Annotated in this window: 23 protein-coding genes and 1 tRNA gene; 14 read left to right on the forward strand and 10 right to left on the reverse strand. The window is 68.1% G+C overall.

Annotation, left to right across the window (positions count from 1 at the left end):
* Window positions 1-66 precede the first annotated feature (66 nt).
* Entirely contained in the window at window positions 67-774 is a 708-nt protein-coding gene (gene mtgA / locus PIB44_RS13720; protein ID WP_134581622.1) for a monofunctional biosynthetic peptidoglycan transglycosylase, read from the reverse strand.
* A 40-nt stretch (window positions 775-814) separates the two neighbouring features.
* Window positions 815-1,780, reverse strand: a complete 966-nt coding sequence (locus tag PIB44_RS13725) for a WD40 repeat domain-containing protein (RefSeq protein WP_278069788.1) — start codon at window positions 1,778-1,780, stop codon at window positions 815-817.
* An 88-nt stretch (window positions 1,781-1,868) separates the two neighbouring features.
* On the opposite strand from PIB44_RS13725, the gene PIB44_RS13730 reads away from it, so the two are divergent.
* Window positions 1,869-2,561: an alpha/beta fold hydrolase gene (locus PIB44_RS13730; protein WP_278069789.1), complete on the forward strand. Its 693-nt coding sequence runs from the start codon at window positions 1,869-1,871 to the stop codon at window positions 2,559-2,561.
* A gap of 8 nt (window positions 2,562-2,569) precedes the next feature.
* On the opposite strand, the gene PIB44_RS13735 is transcribed toward PIB44_RS13730, so the two are convergent.
* The 6 genes from PIB44_RS13735 to PIB44_RS13760 all read right to left on the reverse strand — a co-directional run bounded on the left by PIB44_RS13735 (window position 2,570) and on the right by PIB44_RS13760 (window position 6,380).
* On the reverse strand, window positions 2,570-2,887 hold the full coding sequence (locus tag PIB44_RS13735) for a type II toxin-antitoxin system RelE/ParE family toxin (protein WP_253123137.1): 318 nt from the start codon (window positions 2,885-2,887) through the stop codon (window positions 2,570-2,572).
* A complete protein-coding gene (locus PIB44_RS13740) occupies window positions 2,884-3,123 on the reverse strand; it encodes a type II toxin-antitoxin system ParD family antitoxin (RefSeq protein WP_134581626.1) in 240 nt (79 codons plus the stop codon). The genes PIB44_RS13735 and PIB44_RS13740 overlap by 4 nt, the downstream gene beginning before the upstream one ends.
* Window positions 3,124-3,181: 58 nt before the next feature.
* Window positions 3,182-3,394 carry a DUF2093 domain-containing protein gene (locus tag PIB44_RS13745; protein WP_025977751.1) on the reverse strand — a complete coding sequence of 71 codons (213 nt, stop codon included), beginning with the start codon at window positions 3,392-3,394 and terminating at the stop codon, window positions 3,182-3,184.
* Window positions 3,391-4,485: a CobW family GTP-binding protein gene (locus PIB44_RS13750; RefSeq protein WP_278069790.1), complete on the reverse strand. Its 1,095-nt coding sequence runs from the start codon at window positions 4,483-4,485 to the stop codon at window positions 3,391-3,393. The genes PIB44_RS13745 and PIB44_RS13750 overlap by 4 nt, the downstream gene beginning before the upstream one ends.
* Before the next feature lie 183 nt (window positions 4,486-4,668).
* Window positions 4,669-5,622, reverse strand: a complete 954-nt coding sequence (locus tag PIB44_RS13755) for a cation diffusion facilitator family transporter (protein WP_278069791.1) — start codon at window positions 5,620-5,622, stop codon at window positions 4,669-4,671.
* 89 nt (window positions 5,623-5,711) lie between these two features.
* Entirely contained in the window at window positions 5,712-6,380 is a 669-nt protein-coding gene (locus PIB44_RS13760) for a hypothetical protein (RefSeq protein WP_025977754.1), read from the reverse strand.
* A 294-nt stretch (window positions 6,381-6,674) separates the two neighbouring features.
* Here PIB44_RS13760 and rplU point away from each other — a divergent pair, with 294 nt between their 5' ends.
* The 11 genes from rplU to ptsN all read left to right on the forward strand — a co-directional run bounded on the left by rplU (window position 6,675) and on the right by ptsN (window position 14,140).
* Window positions 6,675-7,163, forward strand: coding sequence for a 50S ribosomal protein L21 (gene rplU / locus PIB44_RS13765; protein WP_025977755.1), 489 nt, complete (start codon window positions 6,675-6,677; stop codon window positions 7,161-7,163).
* Between the two features lie 96 nt (window positions 7,164-7,259).
* Window positions 7,260-7,544: a 50S ribosomal protein L27 gene (gene rpmA, locus PIB44_RS13770; protein ID WP_134581630.1), complete on the forward strand. Its 285-nt coding sequence runs from the start codon at window positions 7,260-7,262 to the stop codon at window positions 7,542-7,544.
* A gap of 177 nt (window positions 7,545-7,721) precedes the next feature.
* Window positions 7,722-8,255, forward strand: coding sequence for a GNAT family N-acetyltransferase (locus PIB44_RS13775; protein WP_025977757.1), 534 nt, complete (start codon window positions 7,722-7,724; stop codon window positions 8,253-8,255).
* A gap of 124 nt (window positions 8,256-8,379) precedes the next feature.
* A tRNA-Leu gene (locus PIB44_RS13780) sits at window positions 8,380-8,466 on the forward strand.
* 175 nt (window positions 8,467-8,641) lie between these two features.
* On the forward strand, window positions 8,642-9,256 hold the full coding sequence (locus PIB44_RS13785; protein ID WP_278069792.1) for a ribonuclease D: 615 nt from the start codon (window positions 8,642-8,644) through the stop codon (window positions 9,254-9,256).
* Window positions 9,257-9,277: 21 nt separating this feature from the next.
* Window positions 9,278-9,940 (forward strand): LPS export ABC transporter periplasmic protein LptC, encoded by a 663-nt coding sequence (gene lptC, locus PIB44_RS13790; protein ID WP_278069793.1) that lies wholly within the window; start codon window positions 9,278-9,280, stop codon window positions 9,938-9,940.
* Window positions 9,937-10,425 carry an LptA/OstA family protein gene (locus tag PIB44_RS13795; RefSeq protein WP_025977760.1) on the forward strand — a complete coding sequence of 163 codons (489 nt, stop codon included), beginning with the start codon at window positions 9,937-9,939 and terminating at the stop codon, window positions 10,423-10,425. Before lptC ends, PIB44_RS13795 begins: the two co-directional genes overlap by 4 nt.
* Before the next feature lie 6 nt (window positions 10,426-10,431).
* Window positions 10,432-11,232 carry an LPS export ABC transporter ATP-binding protein gene (gene lptB, locus PIB44_RS13800; RefSeq protein WP_278069794.1) on the forward strand — a complete coding sequence of 267 codons (801 nt, stop codon included), beginning with the start codon at window positions 10,432-10,434 and terminating at the stop codon, window positions 11,230-11,232.
* A gap of 113 nt (window positions 11,233-11,345) precedes the next feature.
* Entirely contained in the window at window positions 11,346-12,872 is a 1,527-nt protein-coding gene (gene rpoN / locus PIB44_RS13805; RefSeq protein ID WP_278069795.1) for an RNA polymerase factor sigma-54, read from the forward strand.
* Between the two features lie 76 nt (window positions 12,873-12,948).
* The gene (gene hpf / locus PIB44_RS13810; protein ID WP_025977763.1) at window positions 12,949-13,596 is read left to right on the forward strand and encodes a ribosome hibernation-promoting factor, HPF/YfiA family; all 648 of its coding nucleotides are present in this window, start codon (window positions 12,949-12,951) and stop codon (window positions 13,594-13,596) included.
* A gap of 79 nt (window positions 13,597-13,675) precedes the next feature.
* Window positions 13,676-14,140, forward strand: coding sequence for a PTS IIA-like nitrogen regulatory protein PtsN (ptsN, locus tag PIB44_RS13815; protein WP_025977764.1), 465 nt, complete (start codon window positions 13,676-13,678; stop codon window positions 14,138-14,140).
* A 52-nt stretch (window positions 14,141-14,192) separates the two neighbouring features.
* Here ptsN and PIB44_RS13820 read toward each other — a convergent pair whose 3' ends face one another.
* Both PIB44_RS13820 and PIB44_RS13825 read right to left on the reverse strand, forming a co-directional pair.
* On the reverse strand, window positions 14,193-14,447 hold the full coding sequence (locus PIB44_RS13820) for a DUF1150 family protein (RefSeq protein WP_003169641.1): 255 nt from the start codon (window positions 14,445-14,447) through the stop codon (window positions 14,193-14,195).
* Between the two features lie 59 nt (window positions 14,448-14,506).
* Window positions 14,507-14,929 (reverse strand): Hsp20 family protein, encoded by a 423-nt coding sequence (locus PIB44_RS13825; protein WP_025977765.1) that lies wholly within the window; start codon window positions 14,927-14,929, stop codon window positions 14,507-14,509.
* A gap of 222 nt (window positions 14,930-15,151) precedes the next feature.
* On the opposite strand from PIB44_RS13825, the gene PIB44_RS13830 reads away from it, so the two are divergent.
* A complete protein-coding gene (locus PIB44_RS13830) occupies window positions 15,152-15,826 on the forward strand; it encodes a YiaD family glycine zipper/OmpA-like lipoprotein (protein ID WP_025977766.1) in 675 nt (224 codons plus the stop codon).
* A 138-nt stretch (window positions 15,827-15,964) separates the two neighbouring features.
* Window positions 15,965-16,087 (forward strand): hypothetical protein, encoded by a 123-nt coding sequence (locus PIB44_RS13835; protein WP_268750894.1) that lies wholly within the window; start codon window positions 15,965-15,967, stop codon window positions 16,085-16,087.
* Window positions 16,088-16,092: the final 5 nt, after the last annotated feature.

Genomic DNA, 16,092 nt, shown 5'->3' on the forward strand with positions numbered 1-16,092 from the left:
CATGACGCGGGTGCGTTAAGGCTTGGCCCCAAGTTCACGGTTAACGGCGGGTTGCCGCGGCTGGCGTCAGCGGCGGTCGACGCAGGCGTCCAGACCCTGTTGGCGCACCGTGCCCATGGCCGCCTGGATGCGCGCGGCGCGGCGGCGGACGTAGGGGCCGGAATTGGCCGCCTTGTAGCGGCGCGGGCTGGGCAGGATGGCGGCCAGGCGGGCGGCCTCGCTGGCGGTCAGCTTGTCGGCGCTCTTGTTGAACCAGTGGCGCGAGGCGGCCTCGGCGCCATAGACGCCCGGCGCCCATTCGGCGACGTTCAGATACATCTCCATGATCCGCCGCTTGCCCCAGCCGATCTCGATCAGGCCGGTGTAGCCCGCCTCCAGGCCCTTACGGACCCAGTCGCGGCCGGGCCACAGGAAGACGTTCTTGGCGGTCTGCTGGCTGATGGTCGAGCCGCCGCGGACGCGGCCCGAGCCGTTCTGCTCGGCGCGCTCATTGGCTTCCAGCGCCTTCTGGATGGCCTCGACGTCGAAACCGTGGTGCTGGCAGAAACGGGCGTCCTCGGCGGCGATCACCGCCTCGACCAGACGCGGCGAGATCCGGTCCAGCGAGCGCCAGCGATAGTCCATGCCGTGCCCGGCGGCCGCCTGCTTGACCATCAGGATGGTCGCCAGCGGCGGCAGAAAGCGGTGCACCGCCACCCCGGCCAGAGGGAACAGTGCCAGGATCAGCAACAGGGTCAGAAGCGGGCGGCGCTTGCGGTGTTTCGCGCGGGTCATGCCGTCATCCTGCCTCAGCCAAGCTTCAGCGCAAGGCCGATCAGAGCGAGGCCACGCCCGCGTGGCCGTCCTCGTCCGCCCAGGCGATGCGGGCGGCGCCCGAACTCATGGCCAGGGCGGTGATGGGGGCGCCCTTGTCCTGCTTGACGAACTGAAGGCCGCGCCCGGCCGGATCGGCCCACCAGACGCGCCCGTCTTCCAGCCCCGCCGCCAGACGGCCGTGGGCGGGGGCGGCGGCGACCTGGGCGATCAGGGTCGTCTCGTCATAGCCGATCTCGGTCGCCTCGCGGCCCATCGGCCCGTTGGCGCCGACGAAGGGCCACAGCACCACCCCTTGCGCGCCCGAGGTGGCCAGCAGCTGCCCCTTGGCCAGGAAGGCGAAGCTCTTGATCTTGGACGGATAGCCGCCCATCCGCATGTTCTTCTGATCCTTCAGGCACCAGCCGTGCAGCTGGTTGTCCTGCATCGCCGTGACGACGAAGGCGCCGTCGGTGGAGAAGCCGACCGCCAGGTGCGACCCGGCCCAGGCCAGCTTGGTCGGCTGCTGCTGCTCGATGCGGGCGTACCACAGCCAGGCGCCGCCATAGGTCGAGGCGGCGATGCGACGGCCCTTGGGGTCGAAGGCCACGCCCGAGACGGTGCGCTCGTGCTGGAACGCGCGGCGGAAAGCCACGTCCTTGCTGTCCAGCACGCTCAGCGTCCGGCCCGAGCAGAAGGCGATCAGGCCGGACTCGGCCGAGGCGGCGACGGCGTCGATCCATTGGCCCTTGGTCTGGGCCAGCAGCACGGCCTCGCCCTCGCGGCTCCAGACCAGCTTGCCGTCGTCGCCGCCGGTGACGATCCCCTCGCCCGAGGGGTGGACGCAGGCGCACAGGACGGCGCCGTCATGGACCTCGCTGCGGGCGCCGCTCTCGAACCGCACCGAGCCGTCGCCCAGGGCGAAGATCGCGCCGGTCTTGTCGAACAGGGCGGCGGTGACCTGGGCGTCGAAGGAGAAGGTCGTCATGTCGGCTCACGCAGGGCGAAGGAGAAGTCGGATGCGCCTCATAACCTCCCCCGTCGCGTCTGTCGCGTGGCGGGTCTATGAGGATGGCATGACCCTGCTGCTCATTCCCGGCTTCATGGCCGATGCGACCCTGTGGGACGCCATGACGGACGACCTGGCCCCGTTCGGCCCGCTGGTCGCCACCGACCTCAGCCGGGGCGAGGATATCGAGAGCATGGCCGCCGCCATCCTGGCCGATGCGCCGGAGCGGTTCGTCGCCGTGGGCTTCTCCATGGGCGGCTATGTGGCGCGGGAGCTGGCGCGGATCGCGCCGGAGCGGGTCGAGGCCCTGATCCTGATCGCCACCTCGGCGCGCGGGGATACCGAAGAGCTGATCCGCCAGCGGCGCTCGGCCCTGAAGGCGCCGCCGAGGGCTTTTAAAGGGTTGAGCCGGCCGGCCATCGTCTCGTCCCTGCACCCCGATCTGGCGAACGATGAGGCGATGATCGCGCGGGTGCGCGACATGGGCTTGCGGCTGGGCGGCGAGGTGTTTCACCGCCAGTCGGCGATGGCGCGGGCGGGCGATCTGGAGCGACTGGGCGAGATTGCTCAGCCGACGCTGATCGTGGCGGCGGATACGGATCGGCTGCGCAGCCGGGAAGAGGCCGAGGAACTGCGGCGGGGGATTTCCGGCTCGACGTTGGAGACGGTGACGCACAGCGGCCACATGATCCCGCTGGAACAGCCGAAGACGCTGGCGCGGGTGATGACCGAGTGGCTGGCGGAACGATTGGCGTCCTAAGCCTGACTTTACGCTCGCATCCAGACCGGCAGGTCGCGCTCGCCATGCAGAACGCGCCACAGGTCGATGTGGTCTTCGCGTTCTACATAGAACAGCAGATAGGGATAATCGCAGACCCGCCAGCAGCGCAGTTCCGGCAAATCAAGCTCATGAGCATATCGAAGCGAACCGGAGGCCGGATGCCGCGCGACGTGGTTCAGAGCCTGTTCAAGCGCATCAACGAAAGCGCTGGCGACGACATCGCCCGCTGCCTCGAGATAGTAGTCCAACGCCTGGTCGATATCGTGTGCGGCCTGTTCGCGCGGAATGACAGCCTTGGTCTTCACGCCGGGCGACGGCTGGCGATACGCGCCCTCAGGCTTTCGAAATAGGCTGCATCGACAGGCTCGGTCGGGCCGGATTCAGCGCCGACTAACAACAGACTGCGCAGCTTCTGCCGATCCCCGTCTTTGCGGATCAGATCACGGACATACTCGCTCGAGGAGCCATAGCCCCGCTCCGCAACCTGTTCGTCGACGAAGGCCTTCATCGGATCGGGCAGCGAGATATTCATCGTGCTCATGAGGGGAGCCTACGCTGATGGCAAAAAATGGCAAGCGCGGCGTTGCGCCCGAAATAGCCTACGACTTCTGCGTCTCGACCCAGCGCTTCGTCATCAGTTCGCCGGACGCGTAGGCCTCCTGGAGCTCGACGCTCCAGTAGTTAAGCGCCTCCAGCGGGATCGGCGCGCCTGAGACGGCGCAGCGGACGTGGTCGCCGTGCTGCACGATCTCGAACTCGGGCGTGCCGTAGATCAGCTTGGCTTCTGCGCGCGGGCGGGGCGGCGGGTTCATGCCGCGCAGGCCTCGAACCCGGCCTTGAGTTCGGCCTCGTTCAGGTCGCGGCCGATGAAGACCGCGCGGCTCCAGCGGCGCTCCTTCTCGCCCCAGGGCTGCTGAAGGTCGCCTTCCAGGATCATGTGCACGGCCTGGAAGACCAGGCGGCGGTCCTCGCCCTGAACGTCGATGATGCCCTTGGCGCGCAGGATGTTCTGGCCCTGCTCGCCCAGAAGCTTGTCCAGCCAGGCGGTGAATTTGGCGCCGTTCAGCGGACGGTCCAGCGTCAGGGAAACGCCCTTGATGTCGTCGTTGTGGGCGTGACCGCGCGGGCCGTGCGCATGATCGTGGTCATGGTCATGACCGCAATGCTCGTCGTGGACATGGTCCTCGGCATGGTCATGCCCGTGACCGCAGTGTTCGTCGTGGACGTGGCCCTCGGCGCCGTGGGGCGGGTTCACGAAGTCCGGCTTGACCTCGAGGATGCGGTCCAGATCGAAGGCGTGCAGGCCCAGCACCTGGTCCAGCGGCACGTTGGAGCGCTCGGCGCGGACGATGGGGGCCAGCGGGTTCAGCGCGCGCAGGCGGGCCTCGACGGCGGCCAGTTGGGCCTCGTCCACCAGGTCGATCTTGTTCAGGATGATGCGGTCGGCGAAGGCGACCTGCTCGCGCGCCTCTTTAGAGTCGTCCAGACGCGCCATGACGTGTTTGGCGTCGACCAGGGCGGTCACGCTGTCCAGCTGGGTCTTGGCCTTGACCTCGTCGTCGACGAAGAAGGTCTGGGCCACCGGGCCGGGGTCGGCCAGGCCGGTGGTCTCGACGATGATGGCGTCGAAGGCGGGCTTGCCGGGGCGCTGGCGCTTCATCAGGCCGTTGACCACGCGGATCAGGTCGCCGCGCACCGTGCAGCAGACGCAGCCGTTGTTCATCTCGAACACGTCCTCGTCGGCGCCGACCACCAGGTCGTTGTCGATGCCGATCTCGCCGAACTCATTGACGATGACGGCGTAGCGCTTGCCGTGGTCCTCGGTGAGGATGCGGTTCAGCAGGGTGGTTTTGCCGGCGCCGAGGTAGCCGGTGAGGACGGTCACGGGTGTCTTCTGGGTCATGGCTCGCTAGATGGCGCGTTGAAGGCGGAAATGGAAGACGTTCGACGGCCTCTCCTCCCCATGAAATGGGGAGGTGGATCGGCGGCGCAGCCGACGAGACGGAGGGGCCGCTTGGCGCCGCTGGCGTAAGCCCCTCCACCACTTCGTGGACCCCCTCCCCATTGCATGGGGAGGAAAGCACGCTCAGCAGGCCGGACAATCGGGCAGGACGCCCGTTTCCAACTGCAGCGTCGTGTGGCTGATGTCGAAGCGGCCGCGCGCCAGCCCTTGCGCCTCGGCCAGAAGGGCGTCCGGGTCCGGGCGGTCGTGGACCAGGTGGGCGGTCAGGGCGGCGTCGGTGGTCGACAGGCCCCAGACGTGCAGATCATGCACCGCCGTCACCCCCGGCAGAGCCAGAAGCGCGCTGCGGATCTCGGCCACGTCCAGGCCGTTGGGCGCGGCGTCCAGCGCCAGGTTGACGGAGTCCTTCAGCAGCCCCCAGGTGCCGATCATGATGACGGCGACGATGATCAGGCTGACCACGCCGTCGATCAGGGACCAGCCGGTGAACAGAATAACGACGCCGGCGATGACCACGCCCAGCGAGACCCCGGCGTCCGCCATCATGTGCAGATAGGCCCCGCGCACGTTCAGGTCCTGCTGGTCCTTCATGAACATCAGGGCGGTGCCCAGGTTGATGATGAAGCCGATCCCCGCCACGGCGATGATGACGCCCGAGGCCACCGGCGCCGGCTCGGCCAGACGGCGCACCGCTTCGAAGGCGATGGCGCCGCAGGCGAAGATCAGCAGCAGGGCGTTGCCCAGCGCCGCCAGCACCGTCGCCTTGCCGTAGCCGTAGGTGCGTCTGGCCCCCGCCGCGCGGCGGGCCAGCCAGGCCGCGCCGCCCGCCATGGCCAGGCCGAGCACGTCGGACAGGTTGTGCCCCGCGTCGGCCATCAAGGCGGTGGAGCCGGCGATGAAGCCCGCCGTGAACTCGACGGCGACAAAGACCAGGTTGACGATCAGGCCGACGGCGTAGCGCCAGTCCCCGGTGTCGGTCGGGCCGTGATGATGGCCGCCGATGCCATGGCTGTGGCCGTGGCCGTGTGAATGGGCGTGGGGAGGACCGTCATGGTCGTGAGCATGATCGTGCGCCATGTCCCCTCCTCTAGGCTGGCGTGCGCCGCGCCGTCAACGTTCGTCAACCGCAAGTCATTGATTGTAAATATATAACTTACCAGACACCATCAGTGCTGATGCGTCAGAACCAGGAAGCCGATCAGGATCAGCGCCCCGCCCAGGATGGCGCCTTCATAGCGCGCCCACCGCTCCAGACGCAGGATGGAGTAGCCCGCCGTCGCCAGCGCGGCCAGCAGGGTCATGCCCAAGACCGTTCCCGCCGCAAACACCAGCGTCAGAAGGCCCAGCGCCCAGAAGCCTTCGGTCGCCGAGGACAGATAGATGGGCAGAAGCACCTCGCCCGGGGTCACCGCCATCATCAGCACCAGCCCCAGAAACGCCGCCCGGTCAGAGACGGCGGGTCCTGTCCCATCGCCCGCGTCCACGGCCGGGCCGCCGGCGGTCGCCGTGCGCTTCAAAGACGCCTTGGCCAGATAGAAGGCGCCCAACAGGAACAGCAGCGCCGCCGACAGATGCGGCAGCAGGCCCTCGACCCAGCGGTTCAGCGCCAGGCCCGCCGCCACGATCAGCGACCCCACCAGGGCCGTGGACGCGATATGCGCCAGGCCGGCCGTCACCACGGTCGTCATCACCTGCGCCACGCTCCAGCGCTGGGCCCGCCCGACCAGGACGAAGGGCAGCCAGTGGGTCGGCAGGGCCGCGTGCAGGAAGGCCGCGACGAAGCCGCCGCCCAGAAGCGACAGCAGGACCGGCTCGGCGAGATCGGGAGAGGACATGGCCGCTCCCTTAGAGTGTTACCTTATAACAGTCGAGAAGAATCGGCGAAGAATCTTCGCCCGCGGCGCCACGTCGCGTCTTCTATATAGGGACCCAGGAGTCCCCCACGCGCTTGCATCGCCCGTGCATCAGGGCCACAGAGTCGGCTCGGAACCCGTTTCGGGCGGGTTTTGCCCCCTTGGGCGTCCGTTTCACGTTGACTCTTCCGTGACCATCCGTATATGTCGCCGCTCTTCGCCCGCAGGGTCTCCTGGCGGGCGCATCCATTTTTGCGTTCACGCTGAGGCTTCCTAATGTACGCGGTGATCAAGACCGGCGGAAAGCAGTACCGGGTTCAACCGGGCGATGTGATTGTTGTCGAGAAGATCGACGGCGACGCTGGCGCTGCCGTCAATTTCGGTGAAGTCCTCATGCTGGGCGGCGACAAGGGTGTTACGGTCGGCGCTCCGCTGATCGACGGCGCCGCTGTCGCAGCCACGCTGATCGAGACCCGCAAGGGCGAGAAGATCAAGATCTTCAAGAAGATCCGTCGTCAGGGCTATCGCCGCACGAACGGCCATCGCCAGATGGAATCGGTCCTGCGCATCACCGGCATCGAAGGCGCCGGCGAGAAGGCGAAGTGGGACGGCGCGGTCGACCTGATGACCAAGGCCGAGATCAACGCCCGCGCTCGCGGCCTGGCCCCGCGCGTCGAGGCTGTCGAAGCCGAAGCCCCGAAGGCCAAGAAGGCTCCGGCCAAGAAGGCCGCCAAGGCTGACGCCGCCGAAGGCGCCGAAGCCTAAGATTTTCACCGGCGCTGGATCAGCGCCTAGCAGAACAGATGGCGCGCTCAAGCAGCCCCAACGGGCGGTAGCGCACCAAGGAAGAGGAGCAGCAAGATGGCTCACAAGAAATCTGGCGGTTCGTCGCGTAACGGCCGCGACTCAGAGTCGAAACGCCTTGGCGTGAAGAAGTTCGGCGGCGAGCACGTGCTGGCCGGCAACATCCTCGTGCGTCAGCGCGGCACCAAGTTCCACCCGGGCACCAACGTCGGCCTGGGCCGCGACCACACCCTGTTCGCCACTGTGACCGGCGCCGTCCAGTTCACCACCAAACGTGGCGGCCGTTGTTACGTGTCGATTCTCCCGGCCAACGACGACGCCCAGGCGATGGCCGCCGAGTAACGCGAAGCCAGGACAGTATTTCCCCGGATCGCGTTGCTCTCGACAGCAGCCGATCCGGACCAAGGGAAAATATTCCGCGGGGAGTCTGGATCACCAGGCTCCCCGTTTGCGTTTCCCCGCCTCGAATGCCGCCCGAGCCCTCCAAGGAGGCGGCGCCGAAGACATCGAGGCCGAACCATGTGCGTGATCGAAACCTCCCCCGTCATCGAGACGCGGCGCCTGCTGCTGCGCGCGCCCGGCGCCCAGGACGTGTCGCGGATCGCCGCCCTGGCCAACGACCACGACATCGCCCGCATGACCATGCGGATGCCCCACCCCTTCGGCGTCGACCATGCCGAGGACTTCGTGCTGCAGGTCGCCTCCCAGGACCCGAGGAAGGCCAACACCTTCCTGATCGAGCACGAGGACCACGGCCCCGTGGGCGTCGTCGGCATGTTCCATGACGCCGACGCCGTGCCGGAGACCGGCTACTGGATCGGCCGCGAGTTCTGGGGCCGGGGCTATGCGACCGAGGCGCTGGAAGGCGCCCTGGTCTGGGCGTCCACGCGATGGAAGCGGCGCGCCCTGATGGCGGGCCACTTCGCCGACAATCCCGCCTCGGGCCGGGTGCTGGAAAAGGCGGGCTTCCTGTATACCGGCGAGACCCGTCCGGCCTTCAGCCGCGCGCGGGGCGAGAGCGCCGATACGCGGATGATGGTCTGGCTGGCCTGATAGTGCGCGGATTTCCCGGAGCTTTTGGTCAACGGCGCAGTTTTTTCACGAAAGCGAAAAAAGCCTGTTGACCGCCCCGAGGCTCCCCCCTATTAGTCCGGCCCTCGGCGGGGCGACCCACCGGGCCCAGGTGGCGGAATTGGTAGACGCGCTGGCTTCAGGTGCCAGTGGCTTAACGGTCGTGGAAGTTCGAGTCTTCTCCTGGGCACCATTTCTCAAGCGGCGCTGTATCCGATAGGATGCGGCGCCGTTTGTCATTTCGGCCCTGATCTTCCCTCCCCCGCGGCCGCGACGGCGAAGTCGAGCCCGAGTTCCGGCGCCTGTGTTCTGGCGGTGGCGCGCGGTTCGTCTATGTTGCGGCCTGAACGACGAACGAGTTTGCGCGCATGACGGTTTATTTCCACGAAGGCGACCTGCCCGACGGCCTGGACCTGGGCCCCGAGGTGGCGATCGATTCCGAGACGATGGGCCTGCGCTTCCGCCGCGATCCGCTGTGCGTGGTGCAGCTGTCGTCGGGCGACGGGAACGCCCACGTCGTGCGCCTGAACCGCCCGGCCTATGACTGCCCCAACCTGAAGAGGCTGCTGACCGATCCCAAGGTGCTGAAGATCTTCCACTTCGGCCGCTTCGACATCGGCATGTTCGAGCTGCACCTGGGCGTCGAGACGCGCCCGGTCTACTGCACCAAGATCGCGTCCAAGCTGGCGCGCACCTACACCGACCGCCACGGCCTGAAGGACGTGTCGCGCGAACTGGCCGGGATAGAGATGTCCAAGGCGCAGCAGAGCTCGGACTGGGGCTCGGCCGAACTGAGCCAGGCGCAGCTGGACTACGCCGCCTCGGACGTTCTTCACCTGCACGTCATCATGAACCGGCTGAACGAGATGCTGGTCCGCGAGGGCCGCATGGAGCTGGCCCAGGCCTGCTTCGACTTCCTGCCCATGCGTTCGCGCCTCGACCTGGCCGGTTGGGACGAGATCGACATCTTCGCCCACGCCTAAAGGATCGAACCCGAGACGCCGATGAGCGAGCCCGACGTCCAGGACGAGCAGAAGCGCGCCGACGAGGCGCGCGTCGCCCGCGCCGGCGAACGCTGGCGCACGCGCTCGCGACGGGTGAAGCTGTATCGGCGCGTCCTGCCGATCGTCATCGTGATGCTGGCGGGCGGCGCCCTGACCTGGACCGTGTTCCGCACCGTCATGTCCGGGGTCGAGCGCAAGGCCAACGAAAGCCGCGAGATCCGCCTGGATAATCCGATGTTCCACGGCCAGGACGCGCAAGGGCGCTCCTTCGTCATCGGCGCCCAGGGCGCGGTGCGCGACCCGGCCACCGGCCATTTCCGCTTGGTCGGCCCCCTGCTGCGGCTGAACCTGGGGGCGCGTAAGACGACCGAGCTGAGCGCGGACGGCGGCACCTATATCGAGACCCAGCGCAAGGTCGTCATCGGCCCGAACGTGAAGATCTCGGACGGCGGCACCGGCTGGGAGCTGACCACGCCCGAAGCCGTGGTCGACACCGACACCGGGGTGGTCACCGGCGACAAGGGGGTGCAGGGTCGCGGCCCCCTTGGAAGCATCGATGCTTCGTCTTATGCGATCTATGATCAGGGCCAGAGGGTCGTCTTCAACGGCCAGGGCGAAAACAAGGTAACCGGGACGATCAATCCCGCCGGAGCCGACCGATGAAACTGTCCAAGTCCAAGCTGACGATCGCGGGCGCGGCCCTGCTGACCGCCCTGATGCTGCCCGCCGTGTCGGGGGCCCAGAACCGCGCCGACGCCAGCCGCCAGCCGGTCCAGTACGGCGCCGACAGCGGCGAGTATACGCCCGACGGCTTCTCGCTGCGCGGCCGCGCCGAGGTGACGCAAGGCGGCAACCGCCTTCGCGCCGACGCCATCCGGGGCTTTACGTCCAATGGCGACCTGAACCGCATCGAGGCCAGCGGCGGCGTCTACTTCGTCACCCCGGACCAGAGCATGAAGGGCGACCGCGCCGTCTACACCCTGAACGACGGCAACGTCGTGGTGACCGGCGACGTCATCCTGACCCAGGGCAAGAGCGTGCTGACCGGCAGCCGCCTGGTTTACAACGTCCGCACCGAGACGGCGCGCATCGAGGGCGGCGGCGGCAACGGCCGCGTCCAGGGCGTCTTCTATCCGCAAGGGAACTGAGGCGGCGTGGCGCGCAAGGAACTCTCCGCCCTGAACCTGGACGCGCCGGTCTTCGAACCGACGGCGACGGCGGTCGAGGACGCGCGCCCGACAGGCCTGCGCGTCGAGCACATCGCCCGCAGCTTCGGCCAGCGGCAGGTGGTGCGCGACGTCTCCCTGAACGTCCAGCGCGGCGAGGTCTGCGGCCTGCTGGGGCCCAACGGGGCGGGCAAGACCACCTGCTTCTACATGATCACCGGCCTGATCCCCGCCGACAGCGGCTCGATCTGGCTGGACAACGAGGACATCACCCAGCAGCCCATGTACCAGCGCGCCCGCATGGGCCTGGGCTATCTGGCGCAGGAAGCCTCCATCTTTCGCGGCATGACGGTCGAGCAGAACGTCAAGGCCGTGGTCGAACTGCGCGAGAAGACCGCCGCCGGCGCGCGCGACGAGACGTCCCGCCTGCTGGAGGAGCTGCGCATCGACCACCTGCGCCACGCCCCGGCCACCGGCCTGTCCGGCGGCGAGCGGCGCCGCGTCGAGATCGCCCGCGCTCTGGCCGCGCGACCCAGCTTCATGCTGCTGGACGAGCCGTTCGCCGGCATCGACCCCCTGGCCATCGCCGATATCCGCCAGGTGATCCGCTATCTGTCGAGCCAGGGCATCGGCGTGCTGATCACCGACCACAATGTGCGCGAGACGCTGGACATCATCGACCGCGTTTCGATCATCTCGTCGGGCGCGGTCCTGTTCGAGGGCACGGCGGACGAAGCCGTCGCCGACGCCGAGGTGCGCCGCGTCTATCTGGGCGAGATGTACGGCTAAGACGCCGCGGGGCGCCGCTGGCTGCGGCGCCTGATCACCGCCCGTTAACGGCTCTGCCCCATCATCCCCAGCAAGAAGCGGGCCACTTGGTGCGCAGGCGGGGTTGAAGCGACGTGATCGGTCAGAGGCTGGAGGTCAGGCAGGGGCAGGGGCTGGTCATCACGCCCCAGCTGCAGCAGGCGATCAAGCTGCTGCAACTGTCGAACCTGGAGCTGGAGGCCTTCGTCGAGGCCGAACTGGAACGCAATCCCCTGCTGCAACGCGACGAGGCTGACGCCGGAGGCGACGGCGCGCCAGACTCCGCGAGCGACGCCGCCAACGACGCCGCCTCGGACCACGGCGGCGAGGCGGAACTGAGTTTCGTCGAGGGGTCCGACGCCCACGCCCAGAACATGGACGCGGCCTCGGACGATCTGTACGGCGACGCCGCGCCTGGCGAACGGGTCAGCGACCGTCAGGAGGACGGCGCCGCCCAGCCCGGCCTGAACGACTGGTCCCGCACGGGGGCCGGCGGCATGGCTGACGGCGAAGAGCGCGAGCGCCCCGATCATCGCGACCTGACCCTGTGGGAGCACCTGCAGGCCCAGGCCTCGGCGGCGGGCCTGTCGGCGGCCGATCACGGCATCGCCCTGACCCTGATCGACGCCACGGACGAAGGCGGTTATCTGCGCGCCGATCTGGCCGAGATCGCCGAGCGGCTGGGCGTGGACGTCGCCCGCGTGGAAGCGGTTCTGAGCGTCTGCCACGGCTTCGAGCCGACGGGGGTGATGGCCCGTTCGATCGCCGAATGCCTGACGCTGCAACTGGTCGAGCGCAACCGTTTCGATCCGGCGATGGCGGCCCTGCTGGAGAACCTGGAGCTGCTGGCGCGGCGCGACCTGACCGCCCTGCGCAAGGCGTGCGGCGTCGACGGCGAGGATCTGGCCGAGATGATCGCCGAGCTGAAGGGCCTGACGCCGCGTCCCGGCGCCGGGTTCGGCGGCGAACCGGCCCAGACGGTCGTGCCCGACGTTCATGTGCGCCCCGACCCGGCCGGCGGCTGGCGGGTCGAGCTGAACGCCGACACCCTGCCCCGGCTGCTGATGGACAAGCGCTATCATGCGGTGGTCGCGGCGGGCGCCCGGTCCGACACGGAGAAGACCTTCGTCGCCGACTGCGCCGCCCAGGCCAGCTGGCTGGTCAAGTCGCTGGATCAGCGCGCCAAGACCATCCTGAAGGTCTCGTCGGAGATCGTGCGCCAGCAGGACGCCTTCCTGGCCTTCGGCGTCGAGTTCCTCCGTCCGCTGACGCTGAAGACGGTGGCGGAAGCCATCGAGATGCACGAATCCACCGTCAGCCGCGTCACATCGAACAAATACGTCTCCACCCCGCGCGGGGTGTTCGAGCTGAAGTTCTTCTTCACCGCCGCCATCCAGTCCAGCGACGGCGGCGCCGCACATTCGGCCGAAGCGGTGCGCCGCCGGATAAAGACCATGATCGACGCCGAGGACGCGGACGGCGAGGTGCTGAGCGACGATCGGATCGTCGAAATCCTCAATGAGGCCGGCATCGACATCGCCCGGCGCACGGTCGCCAAGTACCGGGAAGCCTTGAAAATTCCGTCGTCCGTCCAGCGCCGTCGCCTGCTCAAGACCGCCTGATCACGCCCCCGCCAAGCTTCACCACAAATCGGTGATCGACGTTGACACCAAACGCGGTCCGTCGCGTTGTATGGCTATGCAGATACAAGTCAGCGGCAAACAAGTGGATGTCGGCGAAGCGCTAGGCTCGCGCATCTCCCAGGAACTCGAAGAGGGCATCGGCAAATATTTCGCCCGCGGCGCCCAGGACGCCGAGGTCGTGGTCTCCAAGGACCGCCATGGTTTCCGCGTTGACTGCTGGGTGCGCCTGGCTTCGGGCCAATCGCTGGTGACGACCGGTTTCGGCGGCGACGCCCAGGCCGCTTTCTCCGACAGTCTGGACAAGCTGGAGAAACGGGTCCGCCGCTATAAGCGCCGCCTGAAGGATCACCATATCGGTCCCAAGGGCCTGTCCCCCGAGAAGACCGAGGACGCGGCGCGCGAAGTCGCCGCCCTGACCATCTTCCGCGATCCCGATTCGGTCGAGGATGAAGAGTTCGGCGACGCGGGCCGCCCGGACGAGCCGCCTCCGGTGGGCATGGTGATCGCCGAGACCCAGTCCGAGATCCGCACCCTGACCGTGGGGCGCGCCGTGGCCGAACTGGACATGACCGGCTATCCGCTGGTGATGTTCCGCAACGCCGCCCACGGCGGCCTGGCCGTGGTCTATCGCCGCCCTGACGGCAATGTGGGCTGGATCGACCCGGAGCGTACGGTGAACGGCGCGGTCAAACGCGTCGGCTGAAACACTTCCTATGGAAGGGCGAAGGCGCTATTAGGCCCTCGCCCTTCCGCACATGTCGGGTACCGTTTTCGGGGTAGTCATGGACATTGCTGATTTGCTGTCGCCGGACGGGATCGTCCTGCGAGGCGGCGCCTCATCCAAACGTCAGGCGCTGCACGCCGTCGCCGAGGCCTTCGCCAGCGCGACGGGAATGGACGCCGAGCGCGCCTTCGAGGCTCTGCTGGAACGCGAAGCCCTGGGCTCCACCGGCCTGGGATCCGGCGTCGCCGTGCCGCACGCCCGCATCAAGGGGCTGGAGCAGGTGTGCGCCGTCTTCGTCCGTCTGGATACGCCGGTCGCCTATGAATCGCTGGACGATCGTCCGGTCGATCTGCTGTTCGCCCTGTTTGCGCCGACGGACGCCGGCGCCGAACACCTGCGCGCCCTGGCGGCGGTGTCGCGCGCCCTGCGCTCGCCGGAGCTGCGCGAGCAACTGCGCCAAGCGCGCACCGTGGACGCCATCCGCGCCCTGTTCGTCAAGGACGTGTCCAAGACGGCCGCCTGACCGGCCAAAGGCGCGGCGCCCAGCGGCCCGCGCCTTTATTCTTTCAGCAAAATCAATGGACCGAGACCGGCTCAAGCTCGTGCGCGACGGCGGCGGCGAAGGCGGTTTCGCGATCCAGCATGACGGCCAGACGCTCTCCGTCGGCGCCGTGCACCGCGTACAGGATCTGGTCCGGGTCGATCTCGATGTCCGCCGCCGGCTCGACGTGGGCGTCGGCCATCACGTCCGAGGCGCGGATGGCGCGGACGTAGACGAGATCGGGGGCGCCGAAACCGGCGAAGTCCTTCTTGGTCATGATGGGCGTCATAAGACCGCCTCCTTACGCTTGACTGAACGCCCGGAAAGCCGAGCGGTTCGACGGCTTTTTCAGCCCGTCGTGGTGATGGGGATGCGCCGCACCAGCTTTTCCTGCTCCGGGCGGATCAGGTCGACGTGCAACAGGCCGTGCTCCAGCTGCGCGCCGGAAATCTCCAGCCCGTCGGCCAGGACGAAGCTGCGCACGAATCCGCGCGCGGCGATCCCGCGATGCAGAAAAGCCTGCGGGTCGCGGCCGGCGTCCTCGCGCTTGCCGGTGATGGTCAGCTGGCGTCCCTCGACGGTGACGGACAGATCGTCCGGCGTGAAACCGGCCACCGCCAGGGTGATGCGGACGGCCGCCTCGCCGATCTGTTCGACGTTATAGGGCGGATAGCTCTCGCCCGCCGCCTTGGCGGCGCGGTCGATCAGGGCTCGGGTTTGGTCGAAGCCCAGCAGGAAGGGGCTGTCGAACAGCAAGGCGCGGGTGGTCATGGGGTCCTCATGGAAAAGCGACCTCGGCCGTCCGGCGCCTCCCGCGATCGGCAAAGCGCCCGGCCGCTGTTACAGATGGGGGGCCGGGGCCGCGCGGTCAACGCTCGCCGCGGTCGCAACCGCTGTGAAAACCCAGCCGGTTCCGTTCATGACGGGTACAGATTGGAACCTTCACCATATGGCGGCGTTCCTGCGACCGGATCACTATCGAAAGGATCACCTATGCGCGCCAAGCTTGCCGTCACAGGCCTGAGCATCGCCGCCCTGCTGGGCGCCGCCGCCTGCACCACCACTGACCCCTACAGCTCTGCGCCGCGTCGCAACAACACCGGCACGGGCGCCATCGCCGGGGCCGTCGGCGGCGCCCTGCTGGGCTATCTGACCAACACCTCCAGCGGCGAACAGGGCCGCAAGAACGCCCTGATCGGCGCGGGCGTCGGCGCCCTGGCCGGGGCCGGCGTAGGCCAATACATGGACCGCCAGCAGCGCGCCCTGGAAGCCGAGCTGTCGGGCACCGGCGTCGGCGTGGCGCGCCAGGGCGACAACCTGGTCCTGCGCATGCCGTCGGACGTGACCTTCGCGTCCAGCCAGTCGTCGCTGGACGCCCGCTTCCTGCCGGTGCTGGACGACGTGGCCCGCGTGCTGAACGAGTATGACCGGTCGATGGTCGACGTTATCGGCCATACCGACTCCTCGGGCGGCGATGCGATCAACCAGCCCCTGTCGGAGCGCCGGGCGTCGTCCGTCGCCTCCTATCTGATCGACCGCGGCGTGATGCGCGAGCGCCTCTACGTCGCGGGCATGAGCGCCCGCAATCCGATCGCTTCGAACGATACGGTCCAGGGCAAGGCGCAGAACCGCCGGGTCGAAATCCTGATCCGTCCGTTCACCGGCTGATCCCGACGCCGGGTTGAGGATGCAGGGCGGCCCTTTAACGGGCCGCCCTTTTTCTTGGAACCGCCCTGCCCCAAGCCGGTTCGCCTATTGCGGTTCCCTGTCCGCGCGGCTTTGGTGTCCGCGATCAGGGAGCTTCACATGGATGACGACGCGGCGGGTCGGGCGCTGGGCAGGGCGTTGAGGCTTGGCGCCACAGCAGCGTTCGCCGCCGTGGTCACCGCCGCCGTCGTCATCGCGGCGGGACGGGCCCTGTTCTTCTAGAAGCC

This window comes from Brevundimonas sanguinis, assembly GCF_029636725.1.
In the GTDB taxonomy this organism is placed as follows: Bacteria; Pseudomonadota; Alphaproteobacteria; order Caulobacterales; family Caulobacteraceae; genus Brevundimonas; species Brevundimonas sanguinis.

What these genes read in the sequence shown, in the direction of transcription:
- rpmA (WP_134581630.1), top strand. Translation starts at nt 7,260, where the DNA reads ATGGCTCACAAGAAATCTGGCGGTTCGTCGCGTAACGGCCGCGACTCA.
- PIB44_RS13725 (WP_278069788.1), bottom strand. Translation starts at nt 1,780, where the DNA reads ATGACGACCTTCTCCTTCGACGCCCAGGTCACCGCCGCCCTGTTCGAC.
- PIB44_RS13825 (WP_025977765.1), bottom strand. Translation starts at nt 14,929, where the DNA reads ATGACCACCCGCGCCTTGCTGTTCGACAGCCCCTTCCTGCTGGGCTTC.
- PIB44_RS13745 (WP_025977751.1), bottom strand. Translation starts at nt 3,394, where the DNA reads ATGAACCCGCCGCCCCGCCCGCGCGCAGAAGCCAAGCTGATCTACGGC.
- PIB44_RS13830 (WP_025977766.1), top strand. Translation starts at nt 15,152, where the DNA reads ATGCGCGCCAAGCTTGCCGTCACAGGCCTGAGCATCGCCGCCCTGCTG.
- PIB44_RS13820 (WP_003169641.1), bottom strand. Translation starts at nt 14,447, where the DNA reads ATGACGCCCATCATGACCAAGAAGGACTTCGCCGGTTTCGGCGCCCCC.
- PIB44_RS13785 (WP_278069792.1), top strand. Translation starts at nt 8,642, where the DNA reads ATGACGGTTTATTTCCACGAAGGCGACCTGCCCGACGGCCTGGACCTG.
- hpf (WP_025977763.1), top strand. Translation starts at nt 12,949, where the DNA reads ATGCAGATACAAGTCAGCGGCAAACAAGTGGATGTCGGCGAAGCGCTA.
- PIB44_RS13760 (WP_025977754.1), bottom strand. Translation starts at nt 6,380, where the DNA reads ATGTCCTCTCCCGATCTCGCCGAGCCGGTCCTGCTGTCGCTTCTGGGC.
- PIB44_RS13750 (WP_278069790.1), bottom strand. Translation starts at nt 4,485, where the DNA reads ATGACCCAGAAGACACCCGTGACCGTCCTCACCGGCTACCTCGGCGCC.
- lptC (WP_278069793.1), top strand. Translation starts at nt 9,278, where the DNA reads ATGAGCGAGCCCGACGTCCAGGACGAGCAGAAGCGCGCCGACGAGGCG.
- PIB44_RS13795 (WP_025977760.1), top strand. Translation starts at nt 9,937, where the DNA reads ATGAAACTGTCCAAGTCCAAGCTGACGATCGCGGGCGCGGCCCTGCTG.
- mtgA (WP_134581622.1), bottom strand. Translation starts at nt 774, where the DNA reads ATGACCCGCGCGAAACACCGCAAGCGCCGCCCGCTTCTGACCCTGTTG.
- PIB44_RS13755 (WP_278069791.1), bottom strand. Translation starts at nt 5,622, where the DNA reads ATGGCGCACGATCATGCTCACGACCATGACGGTCCTCCCCACGCCCAT.
- PIB44_RS13775 (WP_025977757.1), top strand. Translation starts at nt 7,722, where the DNA reads ATGTGCGTGATCGAAACCTCCCCCGTCATCGAGACGCGGCGCCTGCTG.
- rplU (WP_025977755.1), top strand. Translation starts at nt 6,675, where the DNA reads ATGTACGCGGTGATCAAGACCGGCGGAAAGCAGTACCGGGTTCAACCG.
- PIB44_RS13740 (WP_134581626.1), bottom strand. Translation starts at nt 3,123, where the DNA reads ATGAGCACGATGAATATCTCGCTGCCCGATCCGATGAAGGCCTTCGTC.
- PIB44_RS13730 (WP_278069789.1), top strand. Translation starts at nt 1,869, where the DNA reads ATGACCCTGCTGCTCATTCCCGGCTTCATGGCCGATGCGACCCTGTGG.
- PIB44_RS13835 (WP_268750894.1), top strand. Translation starts at nt 15,965, where the DNA reads ATGGATGACGACGCGGCGGGTCGGGCGCTGGGCAGGGCGTTGAGGCTT.
- ptsN (WP_025977764.1), top strand. Translation starts at nt 13,676, where the DNA reads ATGGACATTGCTGATTTGCTGTCGCCGGACGGGATCGTCCTGCGAGGC.